Annotated in this window: 17 protein-coding genes; 5 read left to right on the top strand and 12 right to left on the bottom strand. The window is 67.1% G+C overall.

The window, feature by feature from the left end:
- The first annotated feature begins 110 nt into the window (after positions 1 to 110).
- Entirely contained in the window at positions 111 to 1,043 is a 933-nt protein-coding gene (locus ABLE94_RS17125; RefSeq protein ID WP_348809372.1) for an AEC family transporter, read from the top strand.
- 46 nt (positions 1,044 to 1,089) lie between these two features.
- Here the strand turns inward: ABLE94_RS17125 and ABLE94_RS17130 are convergent, their stop codons facing one another.
- The gene (locus ABLE94_RS17130; protein WP_348803015.1) at positions 1,090 to 2,595 is read right to left on the bottom strand and encodes an MFS transporter; all 1,506 of its coding nucleotides are present in this window, start codon (positions 2,593 to 2,595) and stop codon (positions 1,090 to 1,092) included.
- An 84-nt stretch (positions 2,596 to 2,679) separates the two neighbouring features.
- Between ABLE94_RS17130 and ABLE94_RS17135 the strand changes: the two genes are divergently transcribed.
- Positions 2,680 to 3,324 (top strand): TetR/AcrR family transcriptional regulator, encoded by a 645-nt coding sequence (locus tag ABLE94_RS17135; protein WP_348803016.1) that lies wholly within the window; start codon positions 2,680 to 2,682, stop codon positions 3,322 to 3,324.
- Positions 3,325 to 3,333: 9 nt separating this feature from the next.
- Here the strand turns inward: ABLE94_RS17135 and ABLE94_RS17140 are convergent, their stop codons facing one another.
- On the bottom strand, positions 3,334 to 3,942 hold the full coding sequence (locus ABLE94_RS17140; RefSeq protein WP_425476232.1) for a DUF1707 SHOCT-like domain-containing protein: 609 nt from the start codon (positions 3,940 to 3,942) through the stop codon (positions 3,334 to 3,336).
- Between the two features lie 144 nt (positions 3,943 to 4,086).
- Between ABLE94_RS17140 and ABLE94_RS17145 the strand changes: the two genes are divergently transcribed.
- The gene (locus ABLE94_RS17145; protein WP_348809373.1) at positions 4,087 to 4,662 is read left to right on the top strand and encodes a hypothetical protein; all 576 of its coding nucleotides are present in this window, start codon (positions 4,087 to 4,089) and stop codon (positions 4,660 to 4,662) included.
- Between the two features lie 33 nt (positions 4,663 to 4,695).
- Here the strand turns inward: ABLE94_RS17145 and ABLE94_RS17150 are convergent, their stop codons facing one another.
- Positions 4,696 to 6,681, bottom strand: coding sequence for a vWA domain-containing protein (locus tag ABLE94_RS17150; RefSeq protein ID WP_348809374.1), 1,986 nt, complete (start codon positions 6,679 to 6,681; stop codon positions 4,696 to 4,698).
- A gap of 12 nt (positions 6,682 to 6,693) precedes the next feature.
- Positions 6,694 to 8,139, bottom strand: a complete 1,446-nt coding sequence (locus tag ABLE94_RS17155; RefSeq protein ID WP_348809375.1) for a sigma 54-interacting transcriptional regulator — start codon at positions 8,137 to 8,139, stop codon at positions 6,694 to 6,696.
- A gap of 196 nt (positions 8,140 to 8,335) precedes the next feature.
- Between ABLE94_RS17155 and ABLE94_RS17160 the strand changes: the two genes are divergently transcribed.
- Entirely contained in the window at positions 8,336 to 8,812 is a 477-nt protein-coding gene (locus tag ABLE94_RS17160; protein WP_348809376.1) for an OsmC family protein, read from the top strand.
- Positions 8,813 to 8,817: 5 nt separating this feature from the next.
- On the opposite strand, the gene ABLE94_RS17165 is transcribed toward ABLE94_RS17160, so the two are convergent.
- Genes ABLE94_RS17165 through ABLE94_RS17175 form a run of 3 tightly spaced genes read right to left on the bottom strand, consistent with a single transcriptional unit; the run spans position 8,818 to position 10,255 of the window.
- Complete coding sequence (locus tag ABLE94_RS17165; RefSeq protein WP_348803022.1) at positions 8,818 to 9,402, bottom strand: TIGR03086 family metal-binding protein; 585 nt, start codon at positions 9,400 to 9,402, stop codon at positions 8,818 to 8,820.
- On the bottom strand, positions 9,399 to 9,893 hold the full coding sequence (locus ABLE94_RS17170; protein WP_348809425.1) for an SRPBCC domain-containing protein: 495 nt from the start codon (positions 9,891 to 9,893) through the stop codon (positions 9,399 to 9,401). Before ABLE94_RS17170 ends, ABLE94_RS17165 begins: the two co-directional genes overlap by 4 nt.
- Positions 9,887 to 10,255 carry an ArsR/SmtB family transcription factor gene (locus ABLE94_RS17175; protein WP_348803023.1) on the bottom strand — a complete coding sequence of 123 codons (369 nt, stop codon included), beginning with the start codon at positions 10,253 to 10,255 and terminating at the stop codon, positions 9,887 to 9,889. The genes ABLE94_RS17170 and ABLE94_RS17175 overlap by 7 nt, the downstream gene beginning before the upstream one ends.
- 288 nt (positions 10,256 to 10,543) lie before the next feature.
- Between ABLE94_RS17175 and ABLE94_RS17180 the strand changes: the two genes are divergently transcribed.
- Positions 10,544 to 11,350, top strand: coding sequence for a hypothetical protein (locus ABLE94_RS17180; RefSeq protein WP_425476228.1), 807 nt, complete (start codon positions 10,544 to 10,546; stop codon positions 11,348 to 11,350).
- 87 nt (positions 11,351 to 11,437) lie between these two features.
- Here the strand turns inward: ABLE94_RS17180 and ABLE94_RS17185 are convergent, their stop codons facing one another.
- The 5 genes from ABLE94_RS17185 to ABLE94_RS17205 all read right to left on the bottom strand — a co-directional run bounded on the left by ABLE94_RS17185 (position 11,438) and on the right by ABLE94_RS17205 (position 17,427).
- Complete coding sequence (locus ABLE94_RS17185) at positions 11,438 to 12,334, bottom strand: TauD/TfdA dioxygenase family protein (protein WP_348809377.1); 897 nt, start codon at positions 12,332 to 12,334, stop codon at positions 11,438 to 11,440.
- 321 nt (positions 12,335 to 12,655) lie between these two features.
- Positions 12,656 to 13,402 carry a sulfite exporter TauE/SafE family protein gene (locus ABLE94_RS17190; protein WP_348803028.1) on the bottom strand — a complete coding sequence of 249 codons (747 nt, stop codon included), beginning with the start codon at positions 13,400 to 13,402 and terminating at the stop codon, positions 12,656 to 12,658.
- 138 nt (positions 13,403 to 13,540) lie between these two features.
- Positions 13,541 to 15,118: a bifunctional phosphoribosylaminoimidazolecarboxamide formyltransferase/IMP cyclohydrolase gene (gene purH, locus ABLE94_RS17195; RefSeq protein ID WP_348803029.1), complete on the bottom strand. Its 1,578-nt coding sequence runs from the start codon at positions 15,116 to 15,118 to the stop codon at positions 13,541 to 13,543.
- Complete coding sequence (gene purN / locus ABLE94_RS17200) at positions 15,115 to 15,696, bottom strand: phosphoribosylglycinamide formyltransferase (protein WP_348803213.1); 582 nt, start codon at positions 15,694 to 15,696, stop codon at positions 15,115 to 15,117. Before purN ends, purH begins: the two co-directional genes overlap by 4 nt.
- A gap of 117 nt (positions 15,697 to 15,813) precedes the next feature.
- Positions 15,814 to 17,427, bottom strand: a complete 1,614-nt coding sequence (locus ABLE94_RS17205; RefSeq protein ID WP_348803030.1) for a cell division protein PerM — start codon at positions 17,425 to 17,427, stop codon at positions 15,814 to 15,816.
- Between the last annotated feature and the right edge of the window lie 93 nt (positions 17,428 to 17,520).

Raw genomic sequence — 17,520 nt, forward strand, 5'->3', positions numbered from 1 at the left:
GCGCGCCCAGCGTAACCAGCCGTCGACGCTGCGCAAGCGCCGGAGCCACTCGATTCATCCGAACGCACGCGTCGCGTCCGGCCCGGACGCGCGGTCATAGACTCACTCGAGTGTCAGGAGTCGTGTCCGGTTTCACCGCCATCTTCATCATGGTCGGCGTCGGCTTCCTCCTCGGCCGCACCGGCGCGCTGGGCGAGCACGCCCACGAGGTGCTCTCCCGACTGGTCTTCTTCGTGTCGACGCCGGCGTTGCTGTTCTACTCGCTGGTCACCACCGATCTGTCGACCATCTTCTCGGCAACGCTGGTCATCGCGGGTGGCTCGGCGCTCGCGGTGGGCGCACTGTACGCCGTCGTCGCGAAAGTGATCCTGCGTCGCGACACCCCCGACCTGGTGATCGGCGCGCTCGCATCGTCGTATGTCAACAGCGTGAACCTCGGCGTCCCGATCGCGATCTTCGTGCTCGACGACGCCTCGTTCATCGCGCCCCTGCTGTTGTTCCAGATCCTGATCTACTCGCCGATCGCGCTCGCGGCACTCGACATGACGGCCCTGGAACGCGGGACCGGGCACCCGTTCCGGGACGCGGTGGTGTTGCCGCTGACCAACCCGATCGTCATCGGTGGGCTCGCCGGCGTCGTCATCTCCGCACTCGGATGGCACCTCCCGCAGGCGGTTCTGGAACCGCTGAAGATGCTCGGCAACATGTCGGTGCCGGGTGCGTTGCTGGCGTTCGGTCTGTCGCTGACGGGTGCGGCGATCTTCAAGAAGGGTGAGAGTCCGCGTCGCGACATCGTGCTGGCGACGGTCCTCAAGATGGTGGCGATGCCCCTGCTGACCTACGTGATCGCCCGCTGGGGTTTCCACCAGACCGGTCACCAGCTGTTCGCCCAGACCGTCATCGCCGCGCTGCCGACCGCACAGAACGTCGTGGTGTACGCCACCCGCTATCGGCGAGGCCAGATCCTGGCCCGCGACACCGCGCTCATCACCACCCTGGCCTCGATCCCGGCCATCGCGATCATCGCGTGGCTGTTGGCCTGAGTAGCCGGCGCCGACCGACCGCCGACGTATCAGTCGACGTCGCGCATCAGTCGACGTCGACCGACGCGGTGGCGAACTCGCCGGCCGCGCCGAGGGCGATCTCCTCCTCGCGCTGATGGGCCGTCAGTTGATGCGCCGCATGCCGTGGGATGGCGAACGCCGCCAGCAACGCCGCGAGCGCGAACGCGCCGGCACCCAGCAGGAACGCCACCCGGTAGGCGTTCTCGGTGGGCAGTGACACCGACGTACCACCCACCGCGTGCGACGCGGCCTCGGCGGCCAGCACCGTGATGATGACGGCACTGCCGACCGCCCCGCCGACGGTCCGCATGATCGAGTTGATCGAGTTGGCGATGCCGGTTTCGTGCGGTTCGACGTTGCCGACCAGCAGCGCGGGCATCGCCGCGTACGCCGCCGCGACAGCGACGTTGGCGATCACCAGCCCGACGATCATCTCGCCGGTGTTGGCGTGCAGGAAGGTCAGCAGCAGCATGCCGATGATGCCGACGACCGCGGCGACCAGCAGCACCACGCGCGGACCGCGGCGGGCCACCGCCGCACCGGCGACGGGTCCGACCAGGATCGAGACCACCGCGCCGGGAAGCATGAACACCACGCTGGTCGTCAGCACCGACGCACCGAATCCGTATCCGGCGATCGCGTCGGGGGTTTGCACGAAGTAGGTGGCGCCGAGGAACACGCTGAACATGGCGAATCCGACGCACAGCGAGGCGGTGTTGGTGGCGAGCACCGCGCGCCGGGTGAGCAGGTCCACCGACACCAACGGAGAACGCTTGCGCGACTGCAGAATCCAGAACCCGACCAGGACGACGACGGCCGCGACGTAGAGGCCGATGACGCGGGCCGATCCCCAGCCCCAATCGTGGCCCTGCGAGGTCGGCAGCAGCAGACACACCAGCCCGACGGCCAGGACCAGGGCACCGACGTAGTCGACGCTGCCGCCGGCGCCCCGACGATCCGGGACCGCGAACACCATCATCACCAGCACGATCGCCGTCATCGCGACGCACAGCCAGAAGATGCGCCGGTAGTCGGCGTCGCCCTTGGTCAGCAGCCCGGTCGCGACCAGCGCCAGACCACTGCCCACCCCGAGCGCCGAGGCGGTGATCGCCATGGCACCGGTGAGCCGCTGGTGGGGAAGTTCGTGCCGGAGCACGCTGATCGCCAGCGGGAACAGGCCGAAGCTCGCGCCCTGCAACACCCGCGCGACGATCAGCACTCCGATCGAATGGGTCAGTGCCGCAAGCAGACTGCCGACCAAGGTGATCACCAGCGCGATCAGGATGATGCGCTTGTGGCCGTAGACGTCACCGAGACGGCCGAGCAGCGGCGTCAGCGCCGACGCCGAGAGCATCGTCGCGGTCGTCACCCATCCGACCGTCGTCAACGAGACACCGAGTTGCTCTCCGATCTGCGGTAGCACCGGCACCGCGAGGGTCTGGATCATCGCGAGAAGCAGCACCGACGACGCGGCGGCGACGAGGATCAGCGTCGGCGACGACGCCCTCGTGGAGGTCTGAGATGCGGTCATGACGACCACCATAAGACGAAAGTCGACATCGTGTCGATTCGAGTCGACACAGTGTCTGTTTTGGGCGGGTTCTACGATGAACTCATGGCCAGTAGCACCGCGCGGACCACCTCCGCCCGTCGCCGGGGTACCCCCTCCAAGGGTGACCAACGCGAGGAGCAGATCCTCACCGCCACCCGGTCATTGCTGACGCACCGTCCGATGGCCGACGTCACGATCGACGAGATCGCTTCGGCCGCAGGCATTTCCCGAACGAGCTTCTACTTCTACTTCCCCTCGAAGCAGGCCGTGCTCGCGACGCTGATGGAGCAGACCTGGGATCAGTTCTCCACGACCCACGAGTGGTTCGACTCCGACGGCCCGCACCCGGACCTGCTCCGCGCCCAACTCGACGCGATCGCCGACATCTGGCGCGCCAATGGCCCGATCCTGGCATGCGTCGGCCAGTCCCCCCAGGGTTCGGGCTATCCCCCACTCGAGGACTTCATCGGTCGTGCGCGGCAGCGGTTCATCGAACGACTGGCCACCAAGATCGACCGCGACCGGGCACTCGGGCTGGCGCCGGACGGCCCACCGGCGACCGAATTGGCCACGTTGGTCTACATCGTGCGTGACGGACGTCTCGCCGATCTGACGGCCACCACCACGACGTCGGAGACGGCCTACATCGCCACCCGGAATGCTTTGGCGGAGGCCATCATCCGCATGATCTACGGAATACTCGACTGACTCACCCGATCAGCCACAACCCCAGAACTTCTTGGGCGCCTCGCCCCGTTCCCTGCGTTTCACCTCGACGCCACCCATCAACGCGAATCCGGTGACGCGCACGGCCGGAGCGCCGGGTGCCCCCGGTCCCGCCGCCTTGCCGCCGAAGCCGCCCATCACCGCCGATCCGTCAATCTCGACGGTGACATCCGGCGGCACGGTGATGTCGACGCCACCCATGATGGCCACGCACTGGATCGTCAGGTGCGGCTCGGTGAACTCGACCTGGCGCAGGTCGATCTCGACGCCACCCATGATGGCGGTGGCCGACAGATGCTCGGCGACGGCCGCCTGCCCCTTGAGTTCGCTGCCGGACATGATCGCCAACCGCGACCGCACCGGCTCACGACCACTGTGCGGGGTGACCCGCGACGGATACGGCGCCCCGGCGGCCGGCAGCCGCACTCCGAGCTGGGTGACCGGCAGATCGTCGGTCAACGCGTCGAGATCACCGAATGTCTTCGCCGTCAACGCTTTTCCTGCTCGGTCGGAGTACTCCTCGGGAGACAGACTGCCCTGTTCCATCGCCGCCGACAGGATCTCGTGCACGAGTTCCCGATCGGCGTCGGCGGCACGCATCCGCGCCGCGCGGTCGTCACCGAATGCCGTCGAATCGTCAGAAGTGGTCACGCCACCAAGGTTAGGCGGGTCGGTCGCCCCGACGCATGAGTGATGACCCTGAGATACACCCTGAGTCGGCCGGTTTTCTGGCACGATCGCCTGATGACACGAGTCGGCAAGGTCCTCACCTTTCTGGGCGTCGTGGCGCTGGTCCTCAGCGTCGGTGCCGGAGTGCTCCTCGCGGTCACCGGCATCTCCAAGGTCACCGATCAGACCAACAGCGCCTTCGAGATCCACGGCCCGACCACCAAACACTTCTGGGCCGATGAGAGCCTCGCCCTCTACGCCCCCGGCACCCAGAACGCCTTCGAGGACGCACTGCCGCAGTGCACCATCACCGGACCCGGTGTGCAGAGACAGGCTTCGAACGTCGCGTCGTCGTTCACCTACAACCACACCACGGTGCGTTCCTTCGCGCAGTACTCCTTCACCGAGACCGGCGATTACGTCATCGACTGCGGCAACGGCTACGTCGTCGGCGCACCGCCCCTGGCCGTGGGCGGCGTGCTCTCCGGGGTCGGCGGTATCCTGCTGGCCGTCTTCGGCGGACTGTTCGGACTCTTCATCGCCATCGTCGGGATCGTCCTGTGGGTCGTCGGCCGCAATCGCGACCGGCGCACTCCACCACCCCTCGGTCCGCCCGAAGGTCCTGCCGCCCGGCCGGGATTCACGCTCTGACCCCGCTTCACGCTCTTCCCCGCGACTGCCCGCCTATCCGCGTCGACGACCCCGCCGTGATTTCAGGTAATCGCCGACGACGGCCGCGCCGAGTCCGTCGACGTCGGGGGCCACCACTCGCCCACCGATGCGCCGAGCGATCTGATCCATGAAATGCGCGAGACCGGGATCCTCCCCCAACCGGAAGAAGGTGACCTGCGCACCGAACCGGGCGACGTGGTCGAGTTCGCGGACGGTCAGCGCGATCGTCTGCGGATGCGGCGGATAGAAGAAGAACGGTTCGCCGCTGGGATCGAGGTGGGCGGTCGGCTCGCCATCGGTGACCACCAGCACCACCGGCTGGGCGTTCGGGAATCGCCGCAGATGCCGCTGTGCGAGCAGCAGCGCGTGATGCAGGTTGGTGCCCTGCTCCATACGCGGTTGCAGCCCGGTCAGCTCGGCGATGTCGATGGACCGCGCATACCGCCCGAACGCGATGAGGTGCAGCTCATCGCTGCGGAATCGGGTGGAGATCAGGTGATTCAATGCGATCGCCGTGCGCTTCATCGGCGTCCAGCGACCCTCCATCTCCATCGAGAACGAGGTGTCGACCAGCAGCACCACCGCCGCCTGGGTGCGCGCCTCGGTCTCGGCGACCTCCACGTCGCGGACGTCGATCCGCACCGCCGGCTGCCCGGCGGTGCTCGGCGCGCCTTCGGCCGCCGTCCGCAGCACGGCGTTGGACACCGTCCGCGACACATCCCACGGATCGGTGTCACCGAACGCCCACTCGCGGGTGGCTCCGGTCGGTTCACCGAGCAGCCCACTGTTGCGGGTCTGACGGTCGCCGCGGCTGTGCATCTGATCGGCGATGTCTTTGAAGATCGACTGTCCGAGTTGACGCATCGCCTTGGGGCTCAGGCGAAGTCGGCCGTCGGAGGTGCGGTCGAAGAAACCCTCCTCCCGCAGCGCCTTCTCGAGTTCTTGCAGCGTGCGCGCGTCGACACCGGCCTGCTCCCCGAGCTGACGTTCGAGGGCGTCGATGTCGATGTCGTCCATCTGCGCACCGGCATACTGCTGCGAGAGTTGTTCGGACAGCGCCTCGAGTTCGGAGATGTCGCGTAAGGCCGCGGCGCCCTGCCCGAGGCCCATCTGCTGATCCCCCGAGAACTCTTGCGAGCCATCCCAATCCAGCCCGGGACGCGCCTGCCGCAACGCCGAATCCATCTGCGCGAGTTGACTCATCAGCTCCGGCGAACCGAACGCCTGCTGGGCGAGCTGGTCGAGTTCGGCGCGTTGTTCAGGGCTCAGCGAGTTGTAGAACTGCTGCGCCGCCGCGGCCCGCTGCGCCAGCGAATCGATGAGTTCTTCGGTGTTGCCGGGGTTTTCGGGAAAGTGGTCGCCGTGTTTGTCCATGAAGTCGGCGAACTGTTCGGTGGTGTCCTCACCACGGTTGTGGGCGTCGAGGAGTGCGTTGAGATCCGACAGCATCTGCGAGATCTGTTGGCGGTCCTGCTCGGTCGCCCCTTCGAGCGCCTCCTTCATGCCGGCGAATCGTTGGTCGAGCAACTCCCGGCCGAGCAGATCCTTGATCTTCTCGTAGTCCTCGCGGGCCTGCGGGCTGCGCCACCGGTAGTCGGCGAGTTCCTCGACGGCCTGCGCGGTGGACGGCGGCAACGACCCGATCTGCATCTCGGCGAAGCGCGCGTCGTCGTCGAGGTCGCGGGCGAGTTGTTTGCGCTCCTCGAGTACCGCGCGGTCGAGCAGTTCCCGGATCTCGGTGAACGTCCCGTCGAGGTTGCGTTTCTTGAGCAGTTCCTGGCGTCGCCGGTTGACCTGCTCACGCAGCTTGTCCAGACCGGTCATGTTCTGCGATCCGCGGCGCAGGAATTCCCGCAGCGCCCGCTGCGGACTCGCGCCGCTCATCACGTCGTCGCCGATCTCGCTCAGCGCCTCCCGCAGATCCACCGGTGGCGCAAGCGGATCCGGCCCACCGGTGTAGCGCTGATAGCGGGACCGGTGAAAGTTCTTTCCCACCACGGGGTTCTCCCCTCAGCCGTAGATGGTCTGCCCCGACTCATCGGCTTCCTTGCCGATGCGTCGGGCGAGGAACAAGCCCTCCAACGCGAGTTCGACGGCGCTGGCGCGTTCACCGTCGGAGGTCGCCTCGAGCCGTTCGGCGATGTCGTCGATGACCTCGCCGGTGGTCTCCGGTGACGGCAACGAGTCGAGGAAGTCCGCGGCGGTGATCCGGTCGCCGGTGACGACGAGGTCACCCGATTCCAGCGCGGACACCAACGGCGCCATGTCGATTCCGCCCAGGTGCGCCCGCACGGTGTCGGCGACCGACTTGCGCATCAGGTGTTCGAGGATCTCCAGTTCGCGGCCTTCCTCCCCGGATTCGAATTCGATCTTGCCGCGCAGTACCTCGATCACCGACTCCAGGTCGACGACGCGGGCAACGGGTGTCTCTTCGCCGGTGACCGCGGCGCGATGCAACGCGGCGGCGGCGACGGTCTCGGCGGCCGCGATCGAGAAACGCGCGGACACACCGGATCGTTGGTCGATCGACGGATGATCACGGGCGTAGCGGGTGAACCGGGCGAGGATCTCGATCAGGAAGGTCGGCACCGTCGCGGTGAGGTCGGCCTCCTGCTCGATGACGGCGATCTCGTCGTCGAGTTCGAGCGGATAGTGCGTGCGGATCTCCGCGCCGAAGCGGTCCTTGAGCGGGGTGATGATGCGACCGCGGTTGGTGTAGTCCTCCGGGTTCGCGCTTGCCATCACCAGGACGTCGAGGGGCAGGCGCAGCGTGTAACCGCGGACCTGGATGTCGCGTTCCTCCATCACGTTGAGCATGGAGACCTGGATGCGTTCGGCGAGGTCGGGCAGTTCGTTGATGGCGACGATCCCGCGGTGGGCGCGTGGGATCAGCCCGAAGTGGATGGTCTCCGGGTCACCGAGGCTGCGGCCCTCGGCCACCTTCATCGGGTCGATGTCGCCGACGAGGTCGGCCACCGACGTGTCCGGGGTGGCGAGTTTCTCGCTGTAGCGTTCGCTGCGGTGTCGCCATTCGATCGGCAGGTCATCGAGCAGATTGGCGGCCTTGCGGATCGACGCGGGGGTGATCGGCTCGTACGGATGCTCACCGAGTTCGGAGCCGGCGATCACCGGCGTCCACTCGTCGAGCAACCCGACGAGCGTGCGCAGCAGTCGCGTCTTGCCCTGACCGCGTTCGCCGAGCATCACCACGTCGTGACCGGCCAGCAACGCACGTTCGAGCTGCGGCACGACGGTGGCCTCGAAGCCGACGATGCCCGGCCACGGATCGTTCCCCGCCCGCAGGGCGATCAGGAGGTTGTTGCGGATCTCGTCGCGCACGCTGCGCTGAATGTGGCCGCTCGCGCGGAGTTCACCCAGCGTACGGGGTGAGGGGTGGCGGGTTTCGGTTCTCTGAGAGGTGGTCGCGATGGTGTTCTCCTCTGGCACCTTCTCCACGGTACTCCCGTTGCCGAGGCGGGCAGGCGGTTCGCGATCGGCCCTCCCCTCGGGGTGCGGCGGGCCGCGGCGACGCCGGCGGGCCGGACGGCTTGCGCCCAGCACGCGCACAACCCTGGGCGCGCAGCCGCCTCCCCGGGAAACTCGTGACGTTCCCGCGACCCAGTTGCCACCCCATCGGCCCCGAGGAGCCCACATGACATCCACCATCCGTACCTCCGTCGTCCCGTTCGTGGTCAATGCGACCGGCACCGGCGTCGCGCAGCATCTCGTCGTCGACGGCGACGCCGGCCACGAGTTCGACACCGACGCCTACCCCGCCTTCGGTGGTCGCGACGAGGCGCCGAGCCCGCTGTTCTACGCCCTCGGCGCCCTCACCTCGTGTAATCAGGTGACCGCCGCTCTGGTGGCCAAGGACCTCGGAATCAGGCTGGGCTCATTCGACTTTCGCATTCAGGGCGATCTGGACACCGCGGTGCTGGTCACCGGCGCCGACGGCAACGCGAACTTCGAGGCGGTCACCGTCGAGGCGACCGTGAGCTCCGATGCGTCTCCGGAACAGTTCGACCGCTTCGTCTCCGAGGTGGAGCGTCGGTGCCCGGTGAGTCAGCTGTTCATTCGCAGCGGTCTGCGTTTCACCAATCGTTGGACTCAGGCGCCGCTCGACGTTTGAGCGTGTCAGGTGCCCCGACGCCACTGCGGATCGCGGCCGATGAACCCGACGAGACGGGTGACCGGGTCGGCGTCGGGGTCCACCGGCACCGCCGGTCCGTACTGTCCGGATGATCGCAGGATGTCCTCCATCCCGACCATCCCGTCGAGGAGGTGTTCGGCGAAGCGGGCGTCCAGGTCGGGTGTGATGCCGACCGCTGTGGCCAGGTCCCAGGTGTGCATGAAGACGTCGGCGGTGTAGAAGGTGTCGATGGCATCGGCGAGTGGGAACCGCCCCACCATCGGGTGGCTGAAGGTCTGGCGCGCCGACGGCCCGTCGAGCAGGTCCTGCACGGCGGCGGCGTGCGCTCGCCAGGCGGCGACCGGGCGGTCGGCGGGGTGCGGCGTCGGCGGCAGCGTGATACCGCCGCCGGCAAGGAATCCGGGGAACCATTCGACGAGGTGGGCGACGACATCGCGCGCGGTCCATTCCGCCACGGGCGTCGGCGCATCCCAGTCCGAAACGGCGACAACCACATTGGTGAATCCGTCGGCGATGAACCGGTGGCGTTGCGCCGCAGGCAGATCGGTCACCGCCGGTGGCGCGTTCACATCTGTCCCGATTCGATCAGCGACTGGAGGGCGGCGTATCCCTCGTTGACCCCGACCTCCATCCCCGACGCCAGCCAGCCGTCGCGGGCGGCGAACGAGTCGCACAGCGACTGGGCGTGCAGGCGGGTCATCCCGTCGCCGAGGTCTTCGAACCAGAGTGTCTCCAGCGCAACCTGATCGGGCATGCCCTCGAAGGTGAAGGTCTGAACGATCGTGTCGTCGGAGACGGTGTGGAAGCAGCCACGGAAGCCGAACTCGTCACCGTCGCGTTCGGAGACGTAACGCCAGCTGCCGCCGTCGCGGACATCCCAGTCGATGATGCGGCTGGAGATCGACGACGGCCCGACCCAGCGCACGAACAGTTCGGGATCGGTGTGGGCGCGCATCAATTGCGCTGGGGTACCGCGGAAATCGCGGGTGATCCGGATGATGGGTACCTCGGCGTCGGCTTCGATGACGGCTTCGGGGTAGCGGGTGGACGTGCTCATGATGCGCGGCCTTTCTGGTGGTGGGGTGATGCGTCATCGTTCATGTCGTTCATGTCGTCCAGAAGTGCGTCGAGGCGGCGGTAACGCTCCTCGGCGGCATGCTGGTATCGGTCGATCCACGCGGCCATCAGATCGAAGACCTGCGCCTCCAGGTGGACCGGACGTTTCTGTGCCTCACGGGTTCGGGAGACCACCCCGGCGTCCTCGAGCACCTTGAGGTGTTTGGAGACCGCCTGGATACTGACGTCGTAGGGTTCTGCGAGTTCGCTGACCGTCGCATCGGAGACCGCCAGCCGCGCGACCATGTCGCGTCGCGTCGGATCCGCCAGTGCGGCGAACACTTTCGAGAGCTCGTCGTCGGCCACCCTGCCCTCCTCAACCGTTTGGTTGAATACGACTCTGCGCCGGTACGGCCTGTTTGTCAACCTTTTGGTTGAATTCGGCGGGTCTGGTCGGAGCCGGACACCCGAGACCGAAGGGCACCGGCGCCGATGACCACAAACGTCCCCGTGGCACCGGCTCACCGGAATATTGCGACGAGACCGCGTCACGGGGACGTTTGTGGGCATTGCGCGTTGCGCCACCTTTTCCCACGGTTCCGACGGAACCGTCGCGGCCCGCCGCGCGTCCAATCCCGCATGAACCTCGGAATCATGTCCCGCGCCGAACTACTCGCATCCGACCTCACCGACAACGACCTGCGCCGGATGGTGCGCAGAGGCGAACTGACACAGGTGCGGCGCGGTTGGTACGCAAAGCCCGATGCCGACACCACCGCACTGTCCGCATGCCGACGCGGCGGAAGCCTGAGCTGCGTCTCGGCGCTGAAGAAGCACGGGGTATGGGTGCCGCCCGGCTATGACTCCCTGCACGTTCGGGCCACCAAACACGCTCAGTGCCGTCGCCGTGACTTCTGCGTACTGCCCGGACGACCGCTGCCGATCGACACGATTCTGGACTCCGTCCCGGTCGCACTGGCCTGCGCCGCGAGATGCATGACGGACGAGGACTGGATCGCCTGCGCCGACTCGGTGATGAACTCCCAGGGCATCAAGGTCGCCGAGTTACGCTCCCAGTTGCCCTACGTCAGCGCCCATATCGACCGACTCCTGCTGCGGTGCGACCATCGTTCCCAATCCGGCACCGAGAGCCTCGTTCGAGATCGCCTGTACCTGAGAGGCTTTCATGTGGAGGTGCAGCCGGCGATCGACGATGTCGGCCACGTCGACCTCAAGCTCGGACGCTTACTCCTCGAGTGCGACAGCAAACTGCACCACACCAGCCTCGAGAGCTACCGAAAGGACCGGCGACGTGATCGAAAATCGGTCGCGCAGAACCTCATCAGCATGCGCCTGACCTACGACGACGTGCTATACGGCTGGGACGAGACACTCGAGGACATCCTCGCCATCACCAAGCCGGGGAAGCACCGTCTGTCACGACCGAAAACGTCCCCCTGAGCCGGTCTCACCGCAATAATCCGGCGAGACCGTCCCACGGGGACGCTTTCAGTCACTCGAGTTGGCGCCTCGCTCGGGTGGACCGGATCAGCGTGCGACCCCGCGCGGCTCATCGCCACGCAACGTGATGCGATGCATGACGCGGCGGTTGTCGCCGTAGTCGCGGTTGGCGTAGTGCAGGGTGTTGCGGTTGTCCCACAGCACCAGGTCACCGGCACGCCAGCGGTGGCGCACAATGTGTTCCGGTTTGGCGAGGTGGGCATACAGCAGATCGAGAATGCCGCGGCTCTCGGCGTCGGACACATCCTCGATGTGGGAGGTGAAGCCCGGGTTGACGAACAGCGACTTACGTCCGGTCTCCGGGTGCACGCGCACCACCGGATGGCTCACCGGCGGAAGCTCGGTGACTTCCTTTCCGTCCCAGACATTTCCACGCCCGCTACGCCGTTGCTTGAGGTAGTACCCGAATTCCCGGCTACCGTCGTGCACCGCCCGGAGCTGCTCGACGAGCGCCTTCACCGGCTCCGACAACGACCGATACGCGAGTTCGGCATCGGCCCAGTTGGTGTCACCGCCGTTGCGGGGCAACACCACCGGGCGCAGGATCGATCCCATCGGCGGACGCGGCATGAACGTGACGTCGGTGTGCCAGACGTCGGCGAAACCGTTGTCGGCACTGTCGAGGGCGTACACCTCGTCGGGCACATCCCCGCTGTCCCACACCGGATGTCCGATCGTGAGATCGCCGAGTCGGCGACCGAACTCGATGTGCTGGGCGTCGTCGAGGTGCTGATCGCGCAGCACGAACACCTTGTAGTCGATGAGTGCCGCCCGGATCGCGCGGACCTCGTCGTCGGTGGCCAGCGCCGCGTTGGTGCCGCGGATCTCGGCACCGAAACTGGGGCCGAACTCGTCGATGTCGAGTTCGACACCGGAGGTGACGATCGCGTCAGAAGCGGGCCGGCCGGGGATGGAGATGGTCATGCGGGTTCCTTCTCGGATGCAGGTGAGTGATTCCGGGGATTCCGAGAGCCCACGGTGGTGATCCGTGATGCGAACCGTCCGACCAGTTCATGCGATGGCCGATGCCGTACCGAGTCATCGCGTACCTTCCCTGCCGCCGTCGAAGCGCGTATCGAGATCCGCATCGACCGACCGCTGGTAGAGCGAAGTGTCGCACGGATGACGACGGGCGGCACGTCGAGGCGGGTCGGCTGGATCGGGTCACCCCACCTGTTTATCCGGTCCCGGCACATCGGCGAAGGGTTGGCGTCAGCGTGGGAAAAACCCTCGAACACCGAACCGTCAGGGATTGACGGCGAGCCACACCGCCAGGCCGAGTCCGCCGATCCCGACCGCGATCCGCAACGGCCCGGCGGGCAGGCGTTTGACGACCGGTGGTCCACACCACCCACCGATCAGACATCCGATGGCCATCGCGAATGCCGCCGGCCAATGCACCGGCCCGAAGAAGGCGAACCCGATGGCGGCGACGAGATTGGCGACGCCGAGAAACAGTGACTTCAACAGCGTCGCCCGCCACAGCGGTTCGTTGGTCACCACCAGCGCGAGGGCCAGCAGCAGGATCCCCGCGCCGGCCCCGAAATAGCCGCCGTACACCGAGATCATACCGAGCCCGAGGAACCAGATCCACGGGCGGTCGGCATGTTTGGCGGCGATGCGCCGCAGTTGCGGCTGGATCAGCAACGCCACCGCGGCCAGCGCCACCAGGTAGGGAACGATGATCTTGAAACTGTCGGCCGGGGCGAGCAGCAGGATGAGCGCACCGACGGTTCCGCCGATCAGCGACGCGACCACGCCGGTGTACAGGCGACGACGGTCACCGTCGAGCAGAATCCGACCGGACTGCCCCATGCTGCCGACGCCGACCGTCACCAACGCCACGGTGTTGGTGACATTGGCCGCGATCGGGCTCAGGCCGACGGCCAGCAGCGCGGGATAGCTGACCACCGACGCCAGGCCGGTGACATACCCGATGAGACCCGCCCCGAAGCCCGCCAGGATCAGCAAACCGAATTCGAGAACGCTCACCCGCGGCCCCGTCGAGTGGGCGCCATTTCCCGTCGAGTGGGCGCTATATCCCGTCGAGTGGGCGCAATACCCCGTCGAGTGGGCGCTATATCCCGTCGAGTGGGCGCCATATCCCGTCGAGTGGGCGCCGCAGGTCGGTCAGTGTGCGAAATGTCGTGCACCCGTGAGGTACAGGGTGATCCCGGCCTCGTTCGCCGCTTCGATCACCTCGTTGTCGCGGATCGATCCACCCGGCTGGACCACGGCGCTGACTCCCCCGGCGATGAGGACCTGCAGGCCGTCCGGGAAGGGGAAGAACGCGTCGGACGCACCGACGCTGCCCACCGAACGCTCACCCGCACGAGTGACCGCGAGGTGTGCCGAGTCGACGCGGTTGACCTGACCCATGCCGACACCGACCGACGCGCCGTCCTTGGCCAGCAGGATCGCATTGGACTTGACCGAACGGCATGCCCGCCAAGCAAATTCGAGATCGGCGAGGGTGTCATCATCGGCGGGGGCACCGGCCGCGAGGGTCCAGTTGCCGGGATCGTCACCGTCGGCGTCGAGGATGTCGCGGTCCTGCATCAGCAGACCACCGGTGATGGGACGGGTCTCGATGCCGCCGCGGACCGGGGGAACCGCACGCAGGATGCGGATGTTCTTCTTGCGCTGCAGAACCGAGAGTGCACCGTCGGCGAAACCGGGGGCGATGATGACCTCGGTGAAGATCTCGGCGACCTGTTCGGCCATCTCCACGGTGATCTCACGATTCGCCGCGATCACACCGCCGTAGGCACTGACCGGGTCGCAGGCGTGCGCCTTGCGGTGCGCCTCACCGATGTCGGCGCCGACGGCGATGCCACAGGGGTTGGCGTGCTTGATGATCGCGACGGCCGGGACGTCGAAGTCATGGGCACTACGCCACGCCGCATCGGAGTCGGTGTAGTTGTTGTAGCTCATCTCCTTGCCGTGCAACTGTTCTGCCGACGCCAGACCCTCGTAGTCGGAGGTCGACAGATACAGCGCTGCGGCCTGATGCGGATTCTCGCCATAGCGGAGTACCGCCGAACGACGGTAGGTCGCACCGGCCCACTCACCGAACTCCGAGCCGTCCGCTGCGGGCGAGACCACCTCCGACATCCAGGACGCCACCGCCACGTCGTACTCGGCGGTGTGCCGGAATGCCTTGGCGGCGAATCCCTGTCGTTCGGCGAGGGTGAATCCGCCCGCCCCGGCAGCGGCGGCCACCGCGTCATAGTCGTTGGGGTCGACGATCACCGCGACGCTCGGATGGTTCTTGGCCGCACCACGAACCATCGACGGACCGCCGATGTCGATCTGCTCGATGCACTCGTCCGGCGTGGCACCGGAATTGACGGTGTCGGTGAACGGATAGAGGTTCACGACGACGAGATCGAAAGCGGCAACGCCCAATTCGGCGAGTTGCTCGACGTGCGAGGGCTTGCGGCTGTCGGCCAGGATGCCGGCATGGACCTTGGGATGCAGGGTCTTCACGCGACCGTCGAGGCATTCCGGAAAACCGGTGACGTCTGCGACCTCGACCACCGGAATGCCCTCGGCGGCGATCGTCTTGGCGGTCGAACCGGTCGACACGATCTCCACGCCCGCAGCGTTCAGCGCGGCCGCGAGCTCGGCGAGTCCACTCTTGTCGTAGACACTGACCAGTGCGCGGCGGATGGGGCGACGAGTCGCGTCGGTGCTCGGTGCGTTCACGGAATGTGGGCCTTTCGTCCGTCGATGACAACTCCTCGGGTGACAAGTTCTGTCACCACGTCGGTGAGCAGCACGCGCTCCACCGATTTGATGCGTTCGTGCAGGGATTCTTCGGTGTCCCCGGTGTCGACGGTCACCGCGACCTGCGCCAGGATCGGGCCGGTGTCGACGCCGGCGTCGACGAGGTGCACCGTGGTGCCGGTGACCTTGACCCCGTAGGCGAGTGCGTCGGCCACACCGTGCGCCCCGGGAAACGCGGGCAGCAATGCCGGATGCGAGTTCACGATCCGGCCGGCGAACCGTTCGAGAAAACTCGGCCCAAGGATCTTCATGAAGCCTGCCGTGACAACCCAGTCGGGTCCGACCGTGGCCACCGCATCGCGCAACGCGACGTCCCACGCCGCACGATCAGGGTGATCACCGACCTTGCAGGTGAGGACGTTGATGCCGGCCTGCGCGGCGAGGTCGCCTGCGCGGCAATCACGGTCGACGACGACCGCGGCCACCGTGAACGGCGCCGCCGGACCGGCGGCCCGCGCCAGGATCGCCTCAAGCAACGACCCGGTTCCCGAAGCCATCACGACGATCGCCGCGCGCGGGGCGAAGGTGCCGTCGGATGGAGCAGGTGTCACGACGCAAAGCCTAGTGGGCGGGCACCGACCCGGATGCGCCGGGGCGGCATGACGATCGTTCGATCAAGATTGGGTCGGGGCCTGCCGGTCGCCGGTGGAATGGCCGAGATCACGTGTGGTGGTGTCCCACTCCCCATCGCCGTCCTCATCCCACTCGTCGGCGGGATCGGAACGCGGACCCGCACGGTGTCGCGCGGCGTCGACGCGGTCGTCGGCGGTCGGGGCGGCCATGTCTTGCGGGTCCCGATCAGCGGCGACATCGACTGGCTCGTCATCACCGTCGACCGATTCCGCATCCAGAACGGCTTCGTCGTCCGGGTCCTGGTCGTCCCAGGCCTCGTCGTCCCGGAGTTCGTCGTCCGCGGCCGCCTCGTCGTAGTCCTCGGCCAGGTAATCCTCGTCGTAGTCGTCGTCGTAGTCCTCGGCGAGGTAGTCGTCGTCGAAGTCCATCTCGTCAAGCCAGTCATCGTCGTCTGCGACAGGGGCGGAACCACGGCGCAGCATGGGCACGATGTTGTGAATCAATGCGACAACGATTCCGGCCGCGGCGAACCATCCCAGGGTGAACACGCCGGCGGTGACCACCGTGACCCCGGTCGTCCCGATCTCGCCGAGCGATCCGCCGGCCAGCCACCCGAAGAACACCATTGCCGTGGCGGCGAGGGCTGCGGCCATCCCCACCGACCGCGCGTACCCGGCCAGATCCGCCGACCGGCATTTCCACGCCGCGAACATAGCGATGGCGGCCGGCACGACCAACCCGAATGCGGCCCACCACACCGACTGCGTCGGGAGCACGGCCAGGACGGGAAGCGGGGGTACCGAACCACCCCGCACCGCGAAGAGATCCGCGGACACCGGCCCCACATGTACCTGCGAGCCGACCAGCACCGCGGCGGCCCCGATCATGATGTTGGGCAGGTACAGGATCGACAGCATCGTCAGACCGAGATGGCCGTCGAAGTCGACGCCGGTCGCGATCAGGTCGCACAGAACACGGAATCGCAGCACGAGGCGGAGGACGACGAACAGTCCGCCGGCCGCGAAGAGCGCGAGGACGGCGACCACGCCGTAGCGGATTCCCCGCCGATCGGCGGCGCTCGCCCGGTCGCGCAGATCGCGGTGTCCCAGGATCACGCCGAGTCCGGCGGCCAGCCCTTGGATCAGCAGGGTCAGCGCGAACGCCTTGAGCGGGCTCGGACTCTGGATCGGCAGCGACGACGACCCGTCCATCACCACGGCCAGCGCGATGGCCGTGACCAGCAGTGACCCGCCGACCGCGGCAGCACCCGCGGAAACGAGCTCCGGCAGGCGACGGCGACTGCGACCGCTGGACGCCACCACTTTCACGGTGCCCCCGGCGACGAGGAAGGTGGGCAGGAGCGGGAGCACCCCGACGGTCACACCGCTCACGGTGATCGGGGTCTGGTTGATCGCCAGCCAACAGGTGGCGACTGCCGCACCCACGCCGGACAGTCCGCTCCCCGCCATCAGCAGCACGGCCAACACGATGACGAGGCAGGCCAGGGTGGTGATGACCGGTACGGCGAAGGCGATCAGAACCAGTTCACGTGGCCGGTGTTCGGTCGCCTCCGTCTGCGCGCGACGGGCCCGCCGCACATCACGGAGGCGGGATGCGAGGTTGTCGGCGACCGGGACGGATTTGAGCGTGGGCATCGAATCGAGAGTGACATGTGTGACCAGTGAGGTCCCGTAGACGCGCCGCGTCGTCAGCAGAAAGCGACCGACGACACCCGTGGAGAAACGAGT

The sequence above is a fragment of the Gordonia sp. VNK1 genome, assembly GCF_040049135.1.
In the GTDB taxonomy this organism is placed as follows: Bacteria; Actinomycetota; Actinomycetes; order Mycobacteriales; family Mycobacteriaceae; genus Gordonia; species Gordonia oleivorans.

Coding starts and splice junctions, on each gene's coding strand:
- ABLE94_RS17130 (WP_348803015.1), bottom strand. CDS start 2,595: ATGACCGCATCTCAGACCTCCACGAGGGCGTCGTCGCCGACGCTGATC.
- ABLE94_RS17135 (WP_348803016.1), top strand. CDS start 2,680: ATGGCCAGTAGCACCGCGCGGACCACCTCCGCCCGTCGCCGGGGTACC.
- ABLE94_RS17140 (WP_425476232.1), bottom strand. CDS start 3,942: ATGCGTGCCGCCGACGCCGATCGGGAACTCGTGCACGAGATCCTGTCG.
- ABLE94_RS17145 (WP_348809373.1), top strand. CDS start 4,087: ATGACACGAGTCGGCAAGGTCCTCACCTTTCTGGGCGTCGTGGCGCTG.
- ABLE94_RS17160 (WP_348809376.1), top strand. CDS start 8,336: ATGACATCCACCATCCGTACCTCCGTCGTCCCGTTCGTGGTCAATGCG.
- ABLE94_RS17180 (WP_425476228.1), top strand. CDS start 10,544: ATGTCCCGCGCCGAACTACTCGCATCCGACCTCACCGACAACGACCTG.
- ABLE94_RS17185 (WP_348809377.1), bottom strand. CDS start 12,334: ATGACCATCTCCATCCCCGGCCGGCCCGCTTCTGACGCGATCGTCACC.
- purN (WP_348803213.1), bottom strand. CDS start 15,696: ATGGCTTCGGGAACCGGGTCGTTGCTTGAGGCGATCCTGGCGCGGGCC.
- ABLE94_RS17205 (WP_348803030.1), bottom strand. CDS start 17,427: ATGCCCACGCTCAAATCCGTCCCGGTCGCCGACAACCTCGCATCCCGC.